This window comes from Streptomyces sp. NPDC020965, from assembly GCF_044333555.1.
GTDB lineage: Bacteria > Actinomycetota > Actinomycetes > Streptomycetales > Streptomycetaceae > Streptomyces.
The window spans coordinates 87,084-105,119 of the sequence record NZ_JBIRRE010000009.1 but is presented as its reverse complement, the minus strand read 5'-3'; the positions used below and the strand labels follow the sequence as shown (position 1 = coordinate 105,119).

The following is an 18,036-nucleotide window of genomic DNA, read 5'->3' as shown; positions in this document are numbered from 1 at the left end:
TGATCCAGCCTGATCCAAACGAAAGACCCTCGATGTGACGTTTCTCCTCAAGCGGAGACGGCGTTGTGAGGCTTCAGACGTCCTCGTGTGTGACCGCGCGGCGCGCGTCCGCGTCCAGCACGCCCCAGCTGATGAGCTGCTCGGTCAGGACCGACGGCGACTGGTCGTAGATGACCGCGAGGGTGCGCAGGTCGTCCTGGCGGATCGACAGCACCTTGCCGTTGTAGTCGCCGCGCTGGGACTGGATCGTGGCGGCGTACCGCTGGAGCGGACCCGCCTTCTCGGCCGGCACATGCGCCAGCCGCTCCAGGTCCAGCACGAGCTTCGGCGGCGGCTCGGCGGCCCCGCCAGGCGTGGTGCCGGGCAGCAGTTCCTGCACCGGGACCCCGTAGAAATCGGCCAGCTCGGCCAGCCGCTGCACGGTCACGGCGCGGTCGCCGCGCTCGTACGACCCGACCACAACGGCCTTCCAGCGGCCCTGGGACTTCTCTTCCACACCGTGGAGGGACAGCCCCTGCTGCGTGCGGATGGCGCGGAGCTTGGCCCCGAGCTGCTTTGCGTATTCGCTGGACATATAGCTCCCCGGACGAAGTCTGGTAACTCACTGTGAGGTTACGCAGCGTTACTTGGATGCGTCAAGCCGAATGGTCCGGACCGGTCGGTTGTCATGATCCGGACCGTGGTCGTCCGGCGCGCGGGCCGGGTCGGCGTGCGGAGCGGGGCCTGATACGGTGGATGACGCAAATCCGACGTCCTTTAAGGTCCGTCCCGTGAGGCGGAGAAGGAGGTCCGTTTCTTATGGACACCGACAATCCCGATGTTGCCCGTGCCGTTCTTGAGGCACCCGACATCGCGCGGGTACTGACCCGCATCGCCCACGAGATCGTCGAACGCGCCAAGGGCGCCGACGACGTGGTTCTCCTCGGCATCCCGACCCGCGGCGTCTTCCTCGCCCGCAGGCTCGCCGAGAAGCTCGAAGAGATCACCGGCCGTGTGATGCCGGTCGGCTCGCTCGACATCACCATGTACCGCGACGACCTGCGCCTGCGGCCCGCCCGCGCGCTGGCCCGCACCGACATCCCCGGTGAGGGCGTCGACGGCCGCCTGGTCGTGCTCGTCGACGATGTGCTCTTCTCCGGCCGGACCATCCGCGCCGCCCTCGACGCGCTCGGCGACATCGGCCGCCCGCGCGCCGTACAGCTCGCGGTCCTCGTCGACCGGGGCCACCGCGAACTGCCCATCCGCGCCGACTACGTGGGCAAGAACCTCCCCACCTCGCTGCGGGAGACGGTCAAGGTCCAGCTCGCCGAGGAGGACGGTCGCGACACCGTGCTGCTCGGTCTGCGCGAGGCCGCCCCGGGTGCCGCGCTCGCCACCGAGCGCTAGCGACCCCCTTCCCGTACGGCCCCCCGCCACCAGCCCGCGGGTCCCGCGCGCCCGTATGCCCACCGAGCCCCCAGCGGGGAGCCCGGCCGACCGGGCGGCGACGGCGCGAGCCCCCGCACTCCGACCGCTGACCCTGCCGACACACCGGAGCCCCCCAGATGAAGCATCACCTCATCTCGGCCGCCGACCTCACCCGTGACGACGCCGTCCTCATCCTCGACACCGCCGAGGAAATGGCCCGCGTCGCCGACCGGCCGATCAAGAAGCTGCCCACCCTCCGGGGCCGTACCGTCGTCAACCTCTTCTTCGAGGACTCGACCAGGACCCGGATCTCGTTCGAGGCCGCCGCCAAGCGGCTCTCCGCCGACGTCATCAACTTCTCCGCCAAGGGCTCGTCGGTCTCCAAGGGCGAATCGCTCAAGGACACCGCGCTGACCCTGGAGGCGATGGGCGCGGACGCCGTCGTCATCCGCCACCACGCCTCCGGCGCCCCCTACCGGCTGGCGAACTCCGGCTGGATCGACGGCGCCGTCGTCAACGCCGGTGACGGCACCCATGAGCACCCCACCCAGGCCCTGCTCGACGCGTTCACCATGCGCCGCCGCCTCGTCGGCCACGACGCGGGCATCGGCCGCGACCTCGACGGCCGCCGGATCACCGTCGTCGGCGACATCCTGCACAGCCGGGTCGCCCGCTCCAACGTCCTGCTGCTGCACACCCTCGGCGCCGAGGTCACCCTCGTGGCCCCGCCGACCCTGGTGCCCGTCGGCGTCGAGAGCTGGCCCTGTGAGGTCTCGTACAACCTGGACGAGGTGCTCCCCAAGTCCGACGCCGTGATGATGCTGCGCGTCCAGCGCGAGCGGATGAGCGACGCCTTCTTCCCCACCGAGCGCGAGTACGCCCGCCGCTACGGACTGAACGGCGAGCGGATGGCACGGATGCCGGAGCACGCCATCGTGATGCACCCCGGCCCGATGAACCGCGGCATGGAGATCACGGCCGAGGTCGCCGACTCCGACCGCTGCACCGTGGTCGAGCAGGTCGCCAACGGTGTCTCCATCCGGATGGCCGTCCTGTACCTGCTGCTGGGCGGCGCCGAGCCCGCCGTTACCCCCGCCCGTACCGAGGAGACCAAGTAACCATGAGCAAGATTCTTATCCGTGGCGCGAAGGTGCTCGGCGGCGAGACGCGGGACGTGCTGATCGACGGCGAGACCGTCGCCGAGATCGGCGAGGCGATCCCGGCGGGCGACGCGACGGTGATCGAGGCCGGGGGCAGCGTTCTGCTCCCCGGTCTGGTGGACCTCCACACCCATCTGCGCGAGCCCGGCCGGGAGGACTCCGAAACCGTCCTCACCGGCACCAAGGCCGCCGCCGTCGGCGGATTCACCGCCGTGCACGCGATGGCCAACACCTTCCCCGTCGCCGACACCGCCGGCGTGGTCGAGCAGGTCTACCGGCTCGGCAAGGAGTCCGGCTACTGCGACGTCCAGCCCGTCGGCGCCGTCACCGTCGGCCTGGAGGGCAAGCAGCTCGCCGAGCTGGGCGCGATGCACGACTCCGCCGCCCGGGTGAAGGTCTTCTCCGACGACGGCAAGTGCGTGGACGACGCCGTGATCATGCGCCGCGCGCTGGAGTACGTGAAGGCGTTCGACGGTGTCGTCGCCCAGCACGCCCAGGAGCCCCGGCTCACCGAGGGCGCCCAGATGAACGAGGGCGTCGTCTCCGCCGAGCTGGGCCTCGGCGGCTGGCCCGCCGTCGCCGAGGAGTCGATCATCGCCCGCGATGTCCTCCTCGCCGCCCACGTCGACTCCCGGGTGCACATCTGTCACCTCTCCACGGCCGGCTCCGTCGAGATCGTCCGCTGGGCCAAGTCCAAGGGGTGGAACGTCACCGCCGAGGTCACCCCGCACCACCTCCTCCTCACCGACGAGCTGGTCCGCAGCTACAACCCCGTCTACAAGGTGAACCCGCCGCTGCGCACCCAGGCCGACGTACTGGCCCTGCGCGAGGCGCTCGCCGACGGCACCATCGACTGCGTCGCCACCGACCACGCCCCGCACCCGCACGAGGACAAGGACTGCGAGTGGGGCGCGGCGGCCATGGGCATGGTCGGTCTGGAGACCGCGCTCTCCGTCGTCCAGGAGACGATGGTCGAGACCGGTCTGCTGGACTGGGCCGGCGTCGCCGACCGGATGTCCTTCCGCCCGGCGCGGATCGGCAGGCTGTCCGGCCACGGCCGCCCGATTGCGGTGGGCGAGCCCGCCAACCTGACGCTGGTGGATCCGGCATACCGTGGAGCGGTGGACCCCGCGGGCTTCGCCTCCCGCAGCCGCAACACCCCCTACGAGGGCCGTGAGCTGCCGGGACGCGTCACCCACACCTTCCTGCGGGGCCGGGCAACGGTCGTCGACGGGAAACTCGCGTGACATCTCTCAACCTCATCACCTCGCACTCCGGCGCCGCGCTGCTCGCGGCCGAGCAGAAGTCGGCGGAGGTGACCGACTGGTCGGCCCGTATCGGCTGGGTCATCGGCCTGCTGCTCTTCGTCGCCTTCGTCTACTGGCTGATGCGCCAGGGGTGGAAGTGGCGCGGCAGCCTCCAGTCCGGGCTGCCGGAACTCCCGACCGCCCCGGAGATCCCCGGCGCGGCGCGCGCCACCCTGACCGGCCGCTACCACGGCTCGACCACCGCCGGTCACTGGCTCGACCGGATCGTGGCCCACGGCCTCGGCGTCCGCAGCAGGGTCGAGCTGACCCTGACCGACGCGGGACTCGATGTCGTACGGCCCGGGGCGACCGACTTCTTCATCCCGCTGGACGCCGTCCGCGAGGCCCGCCTCGACAAGGGCATCGCGGGCAAGGTCCTCGCCGAGGGCGGACTCCTGATCATCACCTGGGAGCACGGCGGCACCCTGCTCGACTCCGGCTTCCGCTCCGAGCGGGTGGCCGAGCACGCCGAATGGGTCACCACCCTGAACCACCTGACCAGCACGACGGAAGGCGCACGATGACCACCTCCACCCGGGGAGCCCAGGCTCCCGCCGTACTCGTCCTGGAGGACGGCCGCACCTTCCGCGGCCGTGCCTACGGGGCCGTGGGGGAGACCTTCGGCGAGGCGGTGTTCAACACCGGAATGACCGGCTACCAGGAGACGCTCACCGACCCCTCGTACCACCGCCAGGTCGTGGTGATGACCGCCCCGCACGTCGGCAACACCGGCGTCAACGACGAGGACGACGAGTCGCGGCGGATCTGGGTCGCCGGCTATGTCGTACGGGACCCCGCCCGCGTCAGCTCCAACTGGCGCTCCCGGCGCACCCTGGACGACGAGCTGATTACCCAGGGCGTCGTCGGCATCAGCGGCATCGACACCCGCGCCCTCACCCGCCACCTCCGCGAGCGCGGCGCCATGCGCGTCGGCATCTTCTCCGGCGACGCGCTGAGGAACACCTCCGGCGCCGGCGTCGCCGACGAGAAGGAACTGCTCGCGCGCGTCCTCGCCGCCCCGCCGATGACCGGCGCCGACCTCTCCGCGCAGGTCGCCACCGCGGAGTCGTACGTCGTCCCCGCGATCGGGACCAAGCGCTTCACCGTCGCCGCCATCGACCTCGGCATCAAGGGCATGACCCCGCGCCGGATGGCCGAACGCGGCATAGAGGTGCACGTCCTGCCCGCCACCGCCACCGTCGACGAGGTGTACGCGGTCGCCCCCGACGGCGTCTTCCTCTCCAACGGGCCCGGCGACCCGGCCACCGCCGACCTGACCGTCGTCAAGGCGGTCCTGGAGCGGGGCACCCCGCTCTTCGGCATCTGCTTCGGCAACCAGCTCCTCGGCCGCGCCCTCGGCTTCGGCACCTACAAGCTGAAGTACGGCCACCGCGGTATCAACCAGCCCGTCCAGGACCGCTCCACGGGCAAGGTCGAGGTCACCGCCCACAACCACGGATTCGCCGTCGACGCACCGCTCGACACCGTCTCCGACACCCCCTACGGCCGCGCCGAGGTCTCCCACGTCTGTCTCAACGACGACGTGGTGGAGGGGCTCAGGCTCCTCGACCGGCCGGCCTTCAGCGTCCAGTACCACCCCGAGGCGGCCGCGGGCCCGCACGACGCCGCGTACCTGTTCGACCGCTTCGTATCCCTGATGGAGGGCCAGCGTGCCTAAGCGCACCGACATCCAGTCCGTCCTCGTCATCGGCTCCGGCCCGATCGTCATCGGCCAGGCCGCCGAGTTCGACTACTCCGGCACCCAGGCGTGCCGGGTCCTCAAGGCCGAGGGCCTGCGCGTCATCCTGGTCAACTCCAACCCGGCCACGATCATGACCGACCCGGAGATCGCCGACGCCACCTACGTCGAGCCGATCACCCCGGAGTTCGTCGAGAAGATCATCGCCAAGGAGCGCCCCGACACCCTGCTGCCCACCCTCGGCGGCCAGACCGCGCTCAACACCGCCATCTCCATGCACGAGCAGGGAGTGCTGGAGAAGTACGGTGTGGAACTGATCGGCGCCAATGTCGAGGCCATCAACAAGGGCGAGGACCGCGACCTCTTCAAGGGGGTCGTCGAAGCGGTACGGGCGAAGATCGGCCACGGCGAGTCCGCCCGCTCGGTCATCTGCCACACCATGGACGACGTCATCGCCGGCGTCGACACGCTCGGCGGCTACCCCGTCGTCGTCCGCCCCTCCTTCACCATGGGCGGCGCCGGCTCCGGCTTCGCCCACGACGAGGACGAGCTGCGCCGGATCGCCGGCCAGGGCCTCACGCTCTCCCCGACCACCGAGGTCCTCCTGGAGGAGTCCATCCTCGGCTGGAAGGAGTACGAGCTGGAGCTGATGCGCGACAAGAACGACAACGTCGTAGTCGTCTGCTCCATCGAGAACTTCGACCCCATGGGCGTCCACACCGGCGACTCGATCACCGTCGCCCCCGCGATGACGCTGACCGACCGCGAGTACCAGCGGCTCCGCGACATCGGTATCGCGATCATCCGCGAGGTCGGCGTCGACACCGGCGGCTGCAACATCCAGTTCGCCGTCAACCCCGACGACGGCCGGATCATCGTCATCGAGATGAACCCCCGCGTCTCCCGGTCCTCGGCGCTGGCCTCCAAGGCCACCGGCTTCCCCATCGCCAAGATCGCCGCGAAGCTCGCCGTCGGCTACACGCTGGACGAGATCCCCAACGACATCACCGAGAAGACCCCCGCGTCCTTCGAGCCCACCCTCGACTACGTCGTGGTCAAGGCCCCCCGCTTCGCCTTCGAGAAGTTCCCCTCCGCCGACTCCTCCCTCACCACCACCATGAAGTCGGTGGGCGAGGCCATGGCGATCGGCCGGAACTTCACCGAGGCGCTCCAGAAGGCCCTGCGCTCGCTGGAGAAGAAGGGCAGCCAGTTCGACTTCACCGGCCCCGTCGGCGACAAGGCCGAGCTGCTGCGCGAGGCCGTCCGGCCCACCGACGGCCGGATCAACACGGTGATGGCGGCCATCCGCGCGGGCGCCACCCCCGACGAGGTCTTCGACGCGACCCGGATCGACCCCTGGTTCGTGGACCAGCTCTTCCTGATCAAGGAATACGCGGACGAGCTGGCCGGCGCCGAGAAGCTCGTCCCCGAGCTGCTCGCCGAGGCCAAGCGGCACGGCTTCTCCGACGCACAGATCGCCGGTATCCGCGGTCTGCGCGAGGACGTCGTCCGCGAGGTCCGGCACGCGCTCGGCATCCGCCCGGTCTACAAGACCGTCGACACCTGCGCCGCCGAGTTCGCCGCCCGGACCCCGTACTTCTACTCCTCCTACGACGAGGAGACCGAGGTCGCGCCGCGCGAGAAGCCCGCCGTGATCATCCTCGGCTCGGGTCCGAACCGGATCGGCCAGGGCATCGAGTTCGACTACTCCTGCGTCCACGCCTCCTTCGCGCTGAGCGACGCGGGGTACGAGACCGTGATGGTCAACTGCAACCCCGAGACCGTCTCCACCGACTACGACACCTCCGACCGGCTCTACTTCGAGCCGCTCACCCTGGAGGACGTGCTGGAGATCGTGCACGCCGAGTCGCTCGCCGGCCCGATCGCGGGCGTCATCGTCCAGCTCGGCGGCCAGACCCCGCTCGGCCTCGCCCAGGCACTCAAGGACAACGGCGTCCCCGTCGTCGGCACCTCCCCGGAGGCGATCCACGCCGCCGAGGACCGCGGCGCCTTCGGCCGGGTCCTGCACGAGGCCGGCCTGCCCGCGCCCAAGCACGGCACCGCCACCACCTTCGCCGAGGCCAAGGCCATCGCCGACGAGATCGGCTACCCCGTCCTCGTCCGCCCGTCCTACGTGCTCGGCGGTCGCGGGATGGAGATCGTGTACGAGGAGGCCCGCCTCCAGTCGTACATCGCCGAGTCCACCGAGATCAGCCCCACCCGGCCGGTCCTGGTCGACCGCTTCCTCGACGACGCCATCGAGATCGACGTCGACGCGCTCTACGACGGTCACGAGCTCTACCTCGGCGGCGTCATGGAGCACATCGAGGAGGCCGGTATCCACTCCGGCGACTCCGCCTGTGCCCTGCCCCCGATCACCCTCGGCGGCTTCGACATCAAGCGGCTGCGCGCCTCCACCGAGGCCATCGCGCGCGGTGTCGGCGTCCGTGGACTGATCAACATCCAGTTCGCGCTGGCCGGGGACATCCTCTACGTCCTGGAGGCCAACCCGCGCGCGTCCCGGACCGTCCCCTTCACCTCGAAGGCGACCGCCGTACCGCTGGCGAAGGCCGCCGCCCGGATCTCGCTCGGCGCGACCGTCGCCGAACTGCGCGCCGAGGGACTGCTGCCCGCCTCCGGGGACGGCGGCACCCTCCCGCTGGACGCCCCGATCTCCGTCAAGGAGGCCGTGATGCCGTGGTCCCGCTTCCGGGACATCCACGGCCGCGGGGTGGACACCATCCTCGGCCCGGAGATGCGCTCCACCGGCGAGGTCATGGGCATCGACTCCGTCTTCGGCACCGCGTACGCCAAGTCCCAGGCCGGCGCGTACGGCCCGCTGCCCACCAAGGGCCGCGCCTTCATCTCCGTCGCCAACCGCGACAAGCGCTCGATGATCTTCCCGGCGCGCGAGCTGGTCGCCCACGGCTTCGAGCTGATGGCCACCTCCGGCACGGCCGAGGTCCTCAGGCGCAACGGCATCAGCGCCACCGTCGTGCGCAAGCAGAGCGAGGGCGTGGGCCCCCAGGGCGAGAAGACCATCGTCCAGCTGATCCACGACGGCGAGGTCGACCTCATCGTCAACACCCCGTACGGCACCGGCGGCCGGCTCGACGGCTACGACATCCGTACGGCCGCGGTGGCCCGCTCCGTCCCCTGCCTGACCACGGTCCAGGCGCTCGCCGCCGCGGTCCAGGGCATCGACGCCCTCAACCGTGGTGACGTCGGCGTCCGCTCCCTCCAGGAGCACGCCCAGCGACTGACCGCGGCGCGCGACTAGCGAGTGCTTTCTCGGTCCCGCCGCATCGAAAACACTCCCTAGCGAACCTGGCGAACGGGAAGGGGGACACCGGAACCGGTGTCCCCCTTCTGATGAGGACCCCTGAGGACCCCACCATGTACAAACTGCTCTTCGACCTCGTCTTCAAGCGGATGGACCCGGAGCGGGCCCACCACCTCGCCTTCGGCTGGATCCGGCTGATCGCCCGCGTCCCCGTGCTGCGCACCTTCGTCGCCGCCGTGCTCGCGCCCCGCCACAAGGCGCTGCGGACGGAGGCCCTCGGCCTGCGGATGCACGGACCCTTCGGACTCGCGGCCGGCTTCGACAAGAACGCGACCGGGATCGACGGTCTGTCGATGCTAGGTTTCGACCATGTCGAGATCGGCACGGTCACGGCCATGGCCCAGCCCGGCAACCCCCAGCAGCGCCTCTTCCGGCTGGTCCCCGACCGGGCGCTGATCAACCGGATGGGCTTCAACAACGAGGGCTCGGCCGCCGTCGCCCAGCGGCTCGGCGAGCGCCGGGCGGCCTTCCGGACCGTCGTCGGCGTCAACATCGGCAAGACCAAGATCGTCCCGGAGTCCGAGGCGGTCGCCGACTACGTCACCTCCACCGAGCGGCTGGCCCGGCACGCCGACTACCTCGTGGTGAACGTCTCCTCCCCGAACACCCCGGGACTGCGGAACCTCCAGGCGACGGAGTCCCTCCGCCCGCTGCTCTCGGCGGTGCGCGAGGCCGCCGACCGCTCGGTCACCGGCCGCCGCGTCCCCCTCCTCGTCAAGATCGCGCCCGACCTCGCCGACGCCGATATCGACGCGGTCGCCGATCTCGCCGTGGAGCTGGGGCTCGACGGGATCATCGCCACCAACACCACCATCGCGCGGGAGGGACTGCTCTCCGAGCCGGCCCTCACCGAGCATGCCGGCGGACTCTCGGGGGCGCCGCTGAAGGAACGCTCGCTGGACGTGCTGCGCCGGCTGTACGCGCGGGTCGGCGACCGGATCACCCTGGTCGGCGTCGGGGGCGTGACGGACGCCGAGGACGCCTGGCAGCGCATTCTCGCCGGGGCGACCCTGGTGCAGGGCTACAGCGCCTTCGTCTACGAGGGCCCGTTCTGGAGCCGCGCCGTCCACCGGGGGCTCGCCGCGCGCCTGGCGGCCAGCCCGTACGCCACCCTCGCGGAGGCGGTCGGCGCGGATGCCCGCCCCACCGGGAAGGCCGCCGCGTGACGCTCCCCGCGACTGATCGGCGGGCCCCGGGCACCACCGTCGGCGCCACACCGGTCACCCGCACGGGACCGGTCACGCGTACGGGTGAGATCCGCCACCCCTCAGGTGACGCGCCCGGGCCCGACGCCCCCGCACACGGGGAGCGGGCCCGGCCCGACACCCGTACGCGTCACGAGGCGCGCCGGCCCCGCACCCGTACGCACGGGGAGCACGACATCCACGACCTCCGGAAGCAGGCCGCCGCATGACCGCGACCACCACCACCACCGCCCCCGTCCCCTTCGGCGCCCGGCTCCGTACCGCGATGGACACCCGGGGCCCGCTCTGCGTCGGCATCGACCCGCACGCGTCCCTGCTGGCGGACTGGGGCCTGGACGACACCGTCGCCGGCCTGGAGCGGTTCACCCGTACGACGGTGGAGGCGCTGGCCGACCGGGTCGCCGTGCTCAAGCCGCAGTCCGCGTTCTTCGAGCGGTTCGGCTCGCGCGGAGTCGCCGTCCTGGAGAAGGCGGTGGCGGAGGCCCGGTCGGCGGGCGCGCTGGTGCTGATGGACGCCAAGCGCGGCGACATCGGCTCCACGATGGCCGCGTACGCCGCGACCTACCTCGCCCCCGAATCGCCCCTGTTCTCCGACGCGGTGACGGTCTCCCCGTACCTCGGCTTCGGCTCGCTGCGCCCCGCCCTGGACGCGGCGGCCGCGGCGGGCGCCGGTGTCTTCGTCCTCGCGCTCACCTCCAACCCGGAGGGCGCGGAGGTCCAGCGCGCCACCGCGGCGGACGGGCGTTCGCTGGCGCAGGTGATGCTCGACCACATGGCGGCGGAGAACGCGGGCGCGGTCCCGCTCGGCTCGGTCGGCGCCGTGGTCGGCGCGACGCTGCACGACGCCGGGGTGGAGCTGGCGATCAACGGCCCGCTGCTGGCCCCGGGTATCGGCGCCCAGGGCGCCACCCCCGCCGATCTGCCGCGGGTCTTCGGCTCGGCGGTCGGCGATGTGGTGCCGAGCGTGAGCCGGGGAGTGCTCCGCCACGGACCGGACGCGGCGGCGCTGCGCTCGGCGGCGGCGAGGTTCGCGGACGAGGTCAGGGCGGCGGTCTCGGCCATTTAGTACGGTCCGATGTCCGGATCGGGGCAGCACCGCGCGCCGTCCGGGCGCCCGGCGCACACCCCGTGGGGGTTCCCGGCGAAACCTGTCCGACGCCGTCTTGACGGAAACTTGGGGAAAATCTCAGTCGTTATGTCGGGAAAGTCCTGGTCGGTCGATGCTGACCAGGACTTTTCGTCTGTTCTCGCTGACTGGAGCGGTGATGGCCGCTAGTCTCCGTCGAAGAGTGAACGTGCAACGCGTTGCTCGTTGCTCGCCTGGTGTGGGGCGACTAGGTTCCTCACCGGTCCGTATCCGACAGTTCGACATCCGAGGTGACGTAGGCGTGGCTCTTCCGCCCCTTACCCCTGAACAGCGCGCAGCCGCGCTCGAAAAGGCCGCCGCGGCTCGCCGGGAGCGGGCCGAGGTCAAAAATCGACTCAAGCACTCCGGCGCTTCGCTCCACGAGGTCATCAAGCAGGGCCAGGAGAACGACGTCATCGGCAAGATGAAGGTCTCCGCCCTGCTTGAGTCCCTGCCCGGTGTGGGCAAGGTCCGTGCCAAGCAGATCATGGAGCGGCTCGGGATCTCCGAGAGCCGACGGGTCCGTGGTCTCGGCTCGAATCAGATCGCGTCTTTGGAGCGCGAGTTCGGCGGTGGCGCCGCCTGACGTTCTCGGGCACTCCCGGGAACCTGGATAATCTGCTGCATGGCAGCAGAAGTACGTCCGCGGCTGACCGTGCTCTCCGGCCCCTCCGGGGTGGGTAAGAGCACGGTCGTCGCGCATATGCGCAAGGTTCACCCCGAGGTCTGGCTCTCGGTGTCGGCCACCACGAGAAGGCCGCGACCCGGCGAGCGTCACGGCGTTCAGTATTTCTTCGTCTCCGACGATGAATTCGACAAGCTGATCGCCAATGGCGAGCTGTTGGAGTGGGCCGAATTCGCGGGAAACCGGTACGGCACACCGCGCGGCGCGGTCCTGGAGCGGCTGGAGTCGGGTGAGCCCGTGCTGCTGGAGATCGACCTCCAGGGAGCCCGGCAGGTCAAGGAGTCCATGGCCGACTCCCGGCTGGTCTTCCTCGCCCCGCCGAGCTGGGACGAGCTGGTCCGCCGGCTCACCGGCCGGGGCACCGAGTCGGCCGAGGTGATCGAGCGCAGGCTGGCCGCCGCGAAGGTGGAGCTGGCGGCCGAGTCGGAGTTCGACACCACCCTGGTCAACACCTCCGTCGAGGATGTCGCGCGTGAGCTGCTAGCCTTGGTGGCGGTGTCCACCGGAGAGTGACCTTCCGGTGCCTGACGGGGATCCGCTTGACGGGATCCCGGACTCTTCGGGGAACGATCCCCGGATCCGTACACCTTTCGATCTTTTCCCATCTTTGGAAGGTAGAGCGTGTCCTCTTCCATCACCGCGCCCGAGGGCATCATCAACCCGCCGATCGACGAGCTGCTTGAGGCCACGGACTCGAAGTACAGCCTCGTGATCTACGCGGCGAAGCGGGCGCGTCAGATCAACGCGTACTACTCGCAGCTGGGCGAGGGCCTGCTGGAGTACGTCGGTCCGCTCGTGGACACCCACGTCCACGAGAAGCCGCTCTCGATCGCCCTGCGTGAGATCAACGCGGGTCTGCTGACCTCCGAGGCCATCGAGGGCCCCGCGCAGTAGTCAGCAGCGTTCAGCATTCTCCTTCCACAGGCCCGGCGGCCGCGTCCGCCGGGCCTGTGGTGTGTCATAGGGGTGAACCGATCGAGTCTGGGGAGCCACAGTGGAGAAGCCGAAGGTCGTTCTGGGAGTCGGTGGCGGCGTCGCCGCGTACAAGGCGTGCGAGCTGCTGCGCAGACTGACGGAGTCCGGCCATGACGTACGGGTCGTGCCGACCGAATCGGCCCTCCACTTCGTGGGCGAGGCGACCTGGTCGGCCCTCTCCGGACACCCGGTCTCGACCGAGGTCTGGTCCGATGTGCACGAGGTCCCGCATGTGCGGATCGGCCAGCAGGCCGATCTGGTGATCGTCGCGCCGGCCACCGCGGACCTGCTCGCCAAGGCGGCGCACGGCCTCGCCGGTGATCTGCTCACCAACACCCTGCTCACCGCCCGCTGTCCGGTCGTCTTCGCGCCGGCGATGCACACCGAGATGTGGGAGCACCCCGCCACCCGGGAGAACGTGGCCACACTGCGCCGCCGTGGTGCGATCGTCATCGAGCCCGCCGTGGGCCGGCTCACCGGCGTCGACACGGGCAAGGGGCGGCTGCCGGACCCGGGTGAGATCTTCGAGGTCTGCCGCCGGGTGCTGGCGCGCGGCGCCGTGGCGCCCGATCTGGCCGGCCGCCATGTGGTCGTCAGCGCGGGCGGCACCCGGGAGCCGCTGGACCCGGTCCGCTTCCTGGGGAACCGTTCCTCCGGGAAGCAGGGGTACGCCCTGGCCCGGACGGCCGCCGCCCGCGGCGCCCGGGTGACCCTGATCGCCGCGAACACCTCGATGGCCGATCCGGCCGGTGTCGATGTGGTCCGGGTGGGCACGGCCGTCCAGCTCCGTGAAGCCGTGATCAAGGCCGCGGGCGACGCCGACGCGGTGGTGATGGCGGCGGCCGTCGCCGACTTCAGGCCCGCCGAATATGCCTCCGGCAAGATCAAGAAGAAGGACGGCCGGGAACCGGCGCCCGTGGCGCTGGTCCGCAACCCCGACGTCCTCGCCGAGATCTCCGCCGAACGGCCCCGGGCCGACCAGGTGATCGTCGGCTTCGCCGCGGAGACGGACGACGTCCTCGCCAACGGCCGCGAGAAGCTGCGCCGCAAGGGGTGCGATCTGCTCGTGGTCAATGAGGTCGGCGAGCGCAAGACCTTCGGCTCGGAGGAGAACGAGGCGGTGGTGCTCGCCGCGGACGGCGGGGAGACTTCGGTGCCGTACGGGCCCAAGGAGGCACTCGCGGACATGGTGTGGGACCTGGTGCTCCCGCGTCTTCTGTGACCTCTGTTATGTGTGCAGGGGTGCGTGAAACACGGCACACGACTCGTGTTTTCCGGTCCCAAACCCCCTGCCCCGCCCCTTCGACGCAGGTGGGAGCGGGCTTGACCGACCCCTATTCGACCCCTGTCCGACTCCCACGGAGCGAGACGGGTGGACCACCGAGGGAGGTCGACCGATAAACTGGTCCGTGGAACGTCGCGGGGCGCAGCCCCCTGCCGGTCCGCCAATGATCAGCCAGCAGCCGCTGCAACCCCAGGGAGCGATGTGTCCCGCCGTCTCTTCACCTCGGAGTCTGTGACCGAAGGTCACCCCGACAAGATCGCCGACCAGATCAGCGACACCATTCTCGACGCCCTTCTCCGTGAGGACCCGACCTCCCGGGTCGCCGTGGAGACCCTGATCACCACCGGCCTGGTGCACGTCGCCGGTGAGGTCACCACCAAGGCGTACGCCGACATCCCGACGCTGGTGCGCAACAAGATCCTGGAGATCGGCTACGACTCCTCGAAGAAGGGCTTCGACGGCGCGTCCTGTGGAGTCTCGGTCTCGATCGGCGCGCAGTCGCCGGACATCGCGCAGGGTGTGGACACCGCGTACGAGAAGCGGGTCCAGGGTGCCGCCGGCGAAGAGGGCGACGACCTCGACAAGCAGGGCGCGGGCGACCAGGGCCTGATGTTCGGCTACGCCTGCGACGAGACGCCCGAGCTGATGCCGCTGCCGATCCACCTGGCGCACCGGCTCTCGCGCCGGCTCTCCGAGGTCCGCAAGAACGGCACCATCCCGTACCTGCGCCCGGACGGCAAGACCCAGGTCACCATCGAGTACGACGGCGACAAGGCGGTCCGGCTGGACACCGTCGTCGTCTCCTCGCAGCACGCCTCGGACATCGACCTGGAGTCGCTGCTCGCGCCGGACATCCGCGAGTTCGTGGTCGAGCATGTGCTCGCCCAGCTCATCGAGGACGGCATCAAGCTGGACACCGAGGGCTACCGCCTCCTGGTGAACCCGACCGGCCGCTTCGAGATCGGCGGCCCGATGGGTGACGCGGGCCTCACCGGCCGCAAGATCATCATCGACACCTACGGCGGCATGGCCCGCCACGGCGGTGGCGCCTTCTCGGGCAAGGACCCGTCGAAGGTGGACCGCTCGGCCGCGTACGCCATGCGCTGGGTCGCGAAGAACGTCGTCGCGGCGGGCCTGGCGGCGCGCTGCGAGGTCCAGGTCGCCTACGCCATCGGCAAGGCCGAGCCGGTCGGACTCTTCGTCGAGACCTTCGGCACGGCGACGGTCGACGTCGAGAAGATCGAGCAGGCCATCGGGGACGTCTTCGACCTCCGCCCGGCCGCGATCATCCGGGACCTTGACCTGCTCCGCCCGATCTACGCCCAGACGGCGGCGTACGGCCACTTCGGCCGCGCGCTGGCGGACTTCACCTGGGAGCGCACGGACCGTGTGGACGCCCTCCGCACGGCGGCGGGCCTGTAGGTCGTGTCGTCGAAGTAGCGTCGTACGCCGGAGGCCCCGGCGCCCAGGAATGGGCGCCGGGGCCTCCGGCGTACGAACGTCCGTCCGGTGCCGGTGTCAGTGGTGTCTGATAGGAATTCGGCTGTGAGCAGCGACGACGAGCGGCCCGGCGAGCCCGCGGAGAGCGGGCCCGAGCAGCTTGCGCTCATCCGGGAGACGGTGCGGCGGGCCAAGGTGCCGAAGGCCAAGCCACGGACCTGGCGGGGGGCCGCGCTGGCGACGGAGTTGCCCGTCGCCCGGGTGCTGGTCAATAAGGGCGTGCTTCATCTCGATCAGTTCTTCGACTACGCCGTGCCCGCGGAGCTGGACGCTCAGGCGCAGCCCGGGGTGCGGGTGCGGGTGCGGTTCGGCGCCGGTGCGCACCGGGTGCGGGACGGGCGGCGCGAGGGCGGCGGGCTGATCGACGGCTTCCTGATCGAGCGGCGTGCCGACACGGATTACGGGGGAGCGCTGGCCGCCCTCGCCTATGTCGTCTCGCCCGAGCCCGTCCTCGGCCCCGAGATGCTCGCCCTCACCCGTGCCGTCGCGGATCGGTATGCGGGCTCCCTGGCCGATGTGCTCCAGCTCGCCGTCCCGCCCAGAAACGGCCGGGCCGAGTCCAAGCCGTCGCCCGAGCCGCTGCCGCCGCCCGCCGCCCCCGAGCCGGGTGGCTGGCTGCGGTACGGCCGGGGCGCGGCATTCCTGGAGGCGCTCGCCGGCGGTGGGGCACCCCGGGCCGTGTGGACCGCGCTGCCCGGCCCCACCTGGCCGGACGAGCTGGCGCGGGCCGTGGCCGCCACCCTCGCCTCCGGGCGCGGCGCCCTGGTCGTCGTGCCCGACGGGCGCCGTGCCGCCCGGGTGGACGCCGCGCTCACCGCGCTGCTGGGCGCGGGTCATCACGCCGTGCTCACCGCCGAGTCCGGGCCCGAGAAGCGGTACCGACAGTGGCTCGCGGTGCGCCGCGGTTCGGTGCGTGCCGTGGTCGGGACGCGGGCCGCGATGTTCGCCCCCGTACGGGACCTGGGCCTGGTCGCCGTCTGGGACGACGGCGACTCCAGTCACAGCGACGAGAACGCCCCCTTCCCGCATGTCCGGGAGGTCCTCGAACTACGGGCCACCCACGAATCGTGTGCCTTCCTCGTCGGGAGCACCAGTTGCACGGTGGAGGCGGCCCAGCTCGTGGAGAGCGGCTGGGCCCTGCCGCTGGCCGCCGACCGCGACGAGGTGCGCCGGGCGGCCCCCCGCGTCCGTACCGTCGGCGATCACGACCTCGCCCGGGACGAGGCGGCCCGCGCCGCACGGCTGCCCAGTCTCGCCTGGCAGGCCGTGCGGGAGGGCCTGAAGACCGGTCCTGTGCTGGTGCAGGTGCCGCGGCGCGGCTATGTGCCCGCGCTCGCGTGCGAGCACTGCCGGGCCCCCGCACGCTGCCGGGAGTGCTCCGGACCGCTGGAGGCCCCTGACCAACGCGGTCTGACCTGCCGCTGGTGTGGACACGGCGCGGTGGACTGGCACTGCGCCGCCTGCGGGGGCCGACGGCTGAGGGCCCAGGTGGTGGGCGCGCGGCGGACGGCGGAAGAGCTGGGTCGGGCCTTCCCCGCCGTCCCGGTGCGGACCTCCGGCCGGGACCATGTGCTGGACACCGTGCCCGCGCGGCCCGCGCTGGTGGTGAGCACCCCGGGCGCCGAGCCCGTCGCCGACGAGGGGTACGCGGCGGCCCTTCTGCTGGACGGCTGGGCGATGCTGGGCCGCCCCGATCTGCGGGCCGCCGAGGATGCGCTGCGGCGCTGGCTGGACGCGGCCTCGCTGGTCCGGCCCCAGGGCGACGGCGGCACCGTGGTGATCGTCGCCGAGCCGACCCTGCGCCCGGTCCAGGCCCTGGTGCGCTGGGATCCGGCCGGTCACGCCCGGCGCGAGCTGGCCGAGCGGGCCGAGCTGGGCTTTCCACCCGTCTCCCGGATGGCGGCCGTGACCGGGCGCGCGGATGTCGTCGGCGCCTTCCTGGCGACGGCGGAGCTGCCCGGCGATGTGGAGATCCTGGGACCGGTGCCGCTGGCTGTCCCGCCGGCGGGCAGACCACGGCGGCCGGGTGACCCGCCGGTGGGGGAGGTCTGGGAGCGTGCGCTGCTGCGGGTTCCCCCGGGCAGCGGCGCCGCGCTCGCGGCGGCGCTGAAGTCGGCGCAGGCGGCCCGGCTGGCCCGCGGGGGCACGGGCCAGGTCCGGATCAGGGTCGATCCCCTGGACATCGGTTAGCGCGATGGCGCCGGACCGGTCTGATGCCGTCGGTCGGCGCGACAGGGGCCGGGGGAACCCGGGGCGTCGGCCGGGAGCTCTTGATCGAACGTACGAGCGATTGTGGGGGTGGGTCCGTGCCGCCTCCGCCCTGCCGGGCCGGGGGCGGTACGGA

General features: G+C 71.4%; 16 protein-coding genes. 15 read left to right on the top strand and 1 reads right to left on the bottom strand.

Annotated features, from left to right (window positions below):
• Nucleotides 1-73 precede the first annotated feature (73 nt).
• On the bottom strand, nucleotides 74-574 hold the full coding sequence (bldD, locus tag ACH4S7_RS25635; protein WP_398523636.1) for a transcriptional regulator BldD: 501 nt from the start codon (nucleotides 572-574) through the stop codon (nucleotides 74-76).
• 224 nt (nucleotides 575-798) lie between these two features.
• Here bldD and pyrR point away from each other — a divergent pair, with 224 nt between their 5' ends.
• The 15 genes from pyrR (at nucleotide 799) to ACH4S7_RS25560 (ending at nucleotide 17,882) form a co-directional block, all read left to right on the top strand.
• The gene (pyrR, locus tag ACH4S7_RS25630; protein ID WP_398523635.1) at nucleotides 799-1,386 is read left to right on the top strand and encodes a bifunctional pyr operon transcriptional regulator/uracil phosphoribosyltransferase PyrR; all 588 of its coding nucleotides are present in this window, start codon (nucleotides 799-801) and stop codon (nucleotides 1,384-1,386) included.
• 158 nt (nucleotides 1,387-1,544) lie between these two features.
• Nucleotides 1,545-2,525, top strand: a complete 981-nt coding sequence (locus ACH4S7_RS25625; RefSeq protein WP_398523634.1) for an aspartate carbamoyltransferase catalytic subunit — start codon at nucleotides 1,545-1,547, stop codon at nucleotides 2,523-2,525.
• A 2-nt stretch (nucleotides 2,526-2,527) separates the two neighbouring features.
• Nucleotides 2,528-3,814 carry a dihydroorotase gene (locus tag ACH4S7_RS25620; protein ID WP_398523633.1) on the top strand — a complete coding sequence of 429 codons (1,287 nt, stop codon included), beginning with the start codon at nucleotides 2,528-2,530 and terminating at the stop codon, nucleotides 3,812-3,814.
• A gap of 14 nt (nucleotides 3,815-3,828) precedes the next feature.
• Nucleotides 3,829-4,398, top strand: coding sequence for a hypothetical protein (locus ACH4S7_RS25615; RefSeq protein WP_398523920.1), 570 nt, complete (start codon nucleotides 3,829-3,831; stop codon nucleotides 4,396-4,398).
• Nucleotides 4,395-5,552, top strand: coding sequence for a glutamine-hydrolyzing carbamoyl-phosphate synthase small subunit (carA, locus tag ACH4S7_RS25610; RefSeq protein ID WP_398523632.1), 1,158 nt, complete (start codon nucleotides 4,395-4,397; stop codon nucleotides 5,550-5,552). Before ACH4S7_RS25615 ends, carA begins: the two co-directional genes overlap by 4 nt.
• Complete coding sequence (gene carB / locus ACH4S7_RS25605; protein ID WP_398523631.1) at nucleotides 5,545-8,853, top strand: carbamoyl-phosphate synthase large subunit; 3,309 nt, start codon at nucleotides 5,545-5,547, stop codon at nucleotides 8,851-8,853. Before carA ends, carB begins: the two co-directional genes overlap by 8 nt.
• 116 nt (nucleotides 8,854-8,969) lie before the next feature.
• Entirely contained in the window at nucleotides 8,970-10,082 is a 1,113-nt protein-coding gene (locus ACH4S7_RS25600) for a quinone-dependent dihydroorotate dehydrogenase (RefSeq protein ID WP_398523630.1), read from the top strand.
• A complete protein-coding gene (locus ACH4S7_RS25595) occupies nucleotides 10,079-10,330 on the top strand; it encodes a hypothetical protein (RefSeq protein ID WP_398523629.1) in 252 nt (83 codons plus the stop codon). The genes ACH4S7_RS25600 and ACH4S7_RS25595 overlap by 4 nt, the downstream gene beginning before the upstream one ends.
• Nucleotides 10,327-11,187, top strand: a complete 861-nt coding sequence (pyrF, locus tag ACH4S7_RS25590) for an orotidine-5'-phosphate decarboxylase (protein ID WP_398523628.1) — start codon at nucleotides 10,327-10,329, stop codon at nucleotides 11,185-11,187. The genes ACH4S7_RS25595 and pyrF overlap by 4 nt, the downstream gene beginning before the upstream one ends.
• A gap of 322 nt (nucleotides 11,188-11,509) precedes the next feature.
• The gene (locus ACH4S7_RS25585) at nucleotides 11,510-11,833 is read left to right on the top strand and encodes an integration host factor (RefSeq protein ID WP_005319887.1); all 324 of its coding nucleotides are present in this window, start codon (nucleotides 11,510-11,512) and stop codon (nucleotides 11,831-11,833) included.
• Between the two features lie 39 nt (nucleotides 11,834-11,872).
• Nucleotides 11,873-12,445 (top strand): guanylate kinase, encoded by a 573-nt coding sequence (gene gmk, locus ACH4S7_RS25580; RefSeq protein ID WP_398523627.1) that lies wholly within the window; start codon nucleotides 11,873-11,875, stop codon nucleotides 12,443-12,445.
• A 108-nt stretch (nucleotides 12,446-12,553) separates the two neighbouring features.
• Nucleotides 12,554-12,826 (top strand): DNA-directed RNA polymerase subunit omega, encoded by a 273-nt coding sequence (gene rpoZ, locus ACH4S7_RS25575; RefSeq protein WP_005319902.1) that lies wholly within the window; start codon nucleotides 12,554-12,556, stop codon nucleotides 12,824-12,826.
• Nucleotides 12,827-12,926: 100 nt separating this feature from the next.
• A complete protein-coding gene (gene coaBC / locus ACH4S7_RS25570) occupies nucleotides 12,927-14,129 on the top strand; it encodes a bifunctional phosphopantothenoylcysteine decarboxylase/phosphopantothenate--cysteine ligase CoaBC (RefSeq protein WP_398523626.1) in 1,203 nt (400 codons plus the stop codon).
• Nucleotides 14,130-14,393: 264 nt separating this feature from the next.
• Nucleotides 14,394-15,614, top strand: coding sequence for a methionine adenosyltransferase (gene metK / locus ACH4S7_RS25565; RefSeq protein ID WP_398523625.1), 1,221 nt, complete (start codon nucleotides 14,394-14,396; stop codon nucleotides 15,612-15,614).
• 123 nt (nucleotides 15,615-15,737) lie between these two features.
• On the top strand, nucleotides 15,738-17,882 hold the full coding sequence (locus ACH4S7_RS25560) for a primosomal protein N' (protein WP_398523624.1): 2,145 nt from the start codon (nucleotides 15,738-15,740) through the stop codon (nucleotides 17,880-17,882).
• Nucleotides 17,883-18,036: the final 154 nt, after the last annotated feature.

What these genes read in the sequence shown, in the direction of transcription:
- ACH4S7_RS25620 (WP_398523633.1), top strand. Translation starts at nt 2,528, where the DNA reads ATGAGCAAGATTCTTATCCGTGGCGCGAAGGTGCTCGGCGGCGAGACG.
- ACH4S7_RS25600 (WP_398523630.1), top strand. Translation starts at nt 8,970, where the DNA reads ATGTACAAACTGCTCTTCGACCTCGTCTTCAAGCGGATGGACCCGGAG.
- pyrR (WP_398523635.1), top strand. Translation starts at nt 799, where the DNA reads ATGGACACCGACAATCCCGATGTTGCCCGTGCCGTTCTTGAGGCACCC.
- carA (WP_398523632.1), top strand. Translation starts at nt 4,395, where the DNA reads ATGACCACCTCCACCCGGGGAGCCCAGGCTCCCGCCGTACTCGTCCTG.
- pyrF (WP_398523628.1), top strand. Translation starts at nt 10,327, where the DNA reads ATGACCGCGACCACCACCACCACCGCCCCCGTCCCCTTCGGCGCCCGG.
- gmk (WP_398523627.1), top strand. Translation starts at nt 11,873, where the DNA reads ATGGCAGCAGAAGTACGTCCGCGGCTGACCGTGCTCTCCGGCCCCTCC.
- bldD (WP_398523636.1), bottom strand. Translation starts at nt 574, where the DNA reads ATGTCCAGCGAATACGCAAAGCAGCTCGGGGCCAAGCTCCGCGCCATC.
- ACH4S7_RS25625 (WP_398523634.1), top strand. Translation starts at nt 1,545, where the DNA reads ATGAAGCATCACCTCATCTCGGCCGCCGACCTCACCCGTGACGACGCC.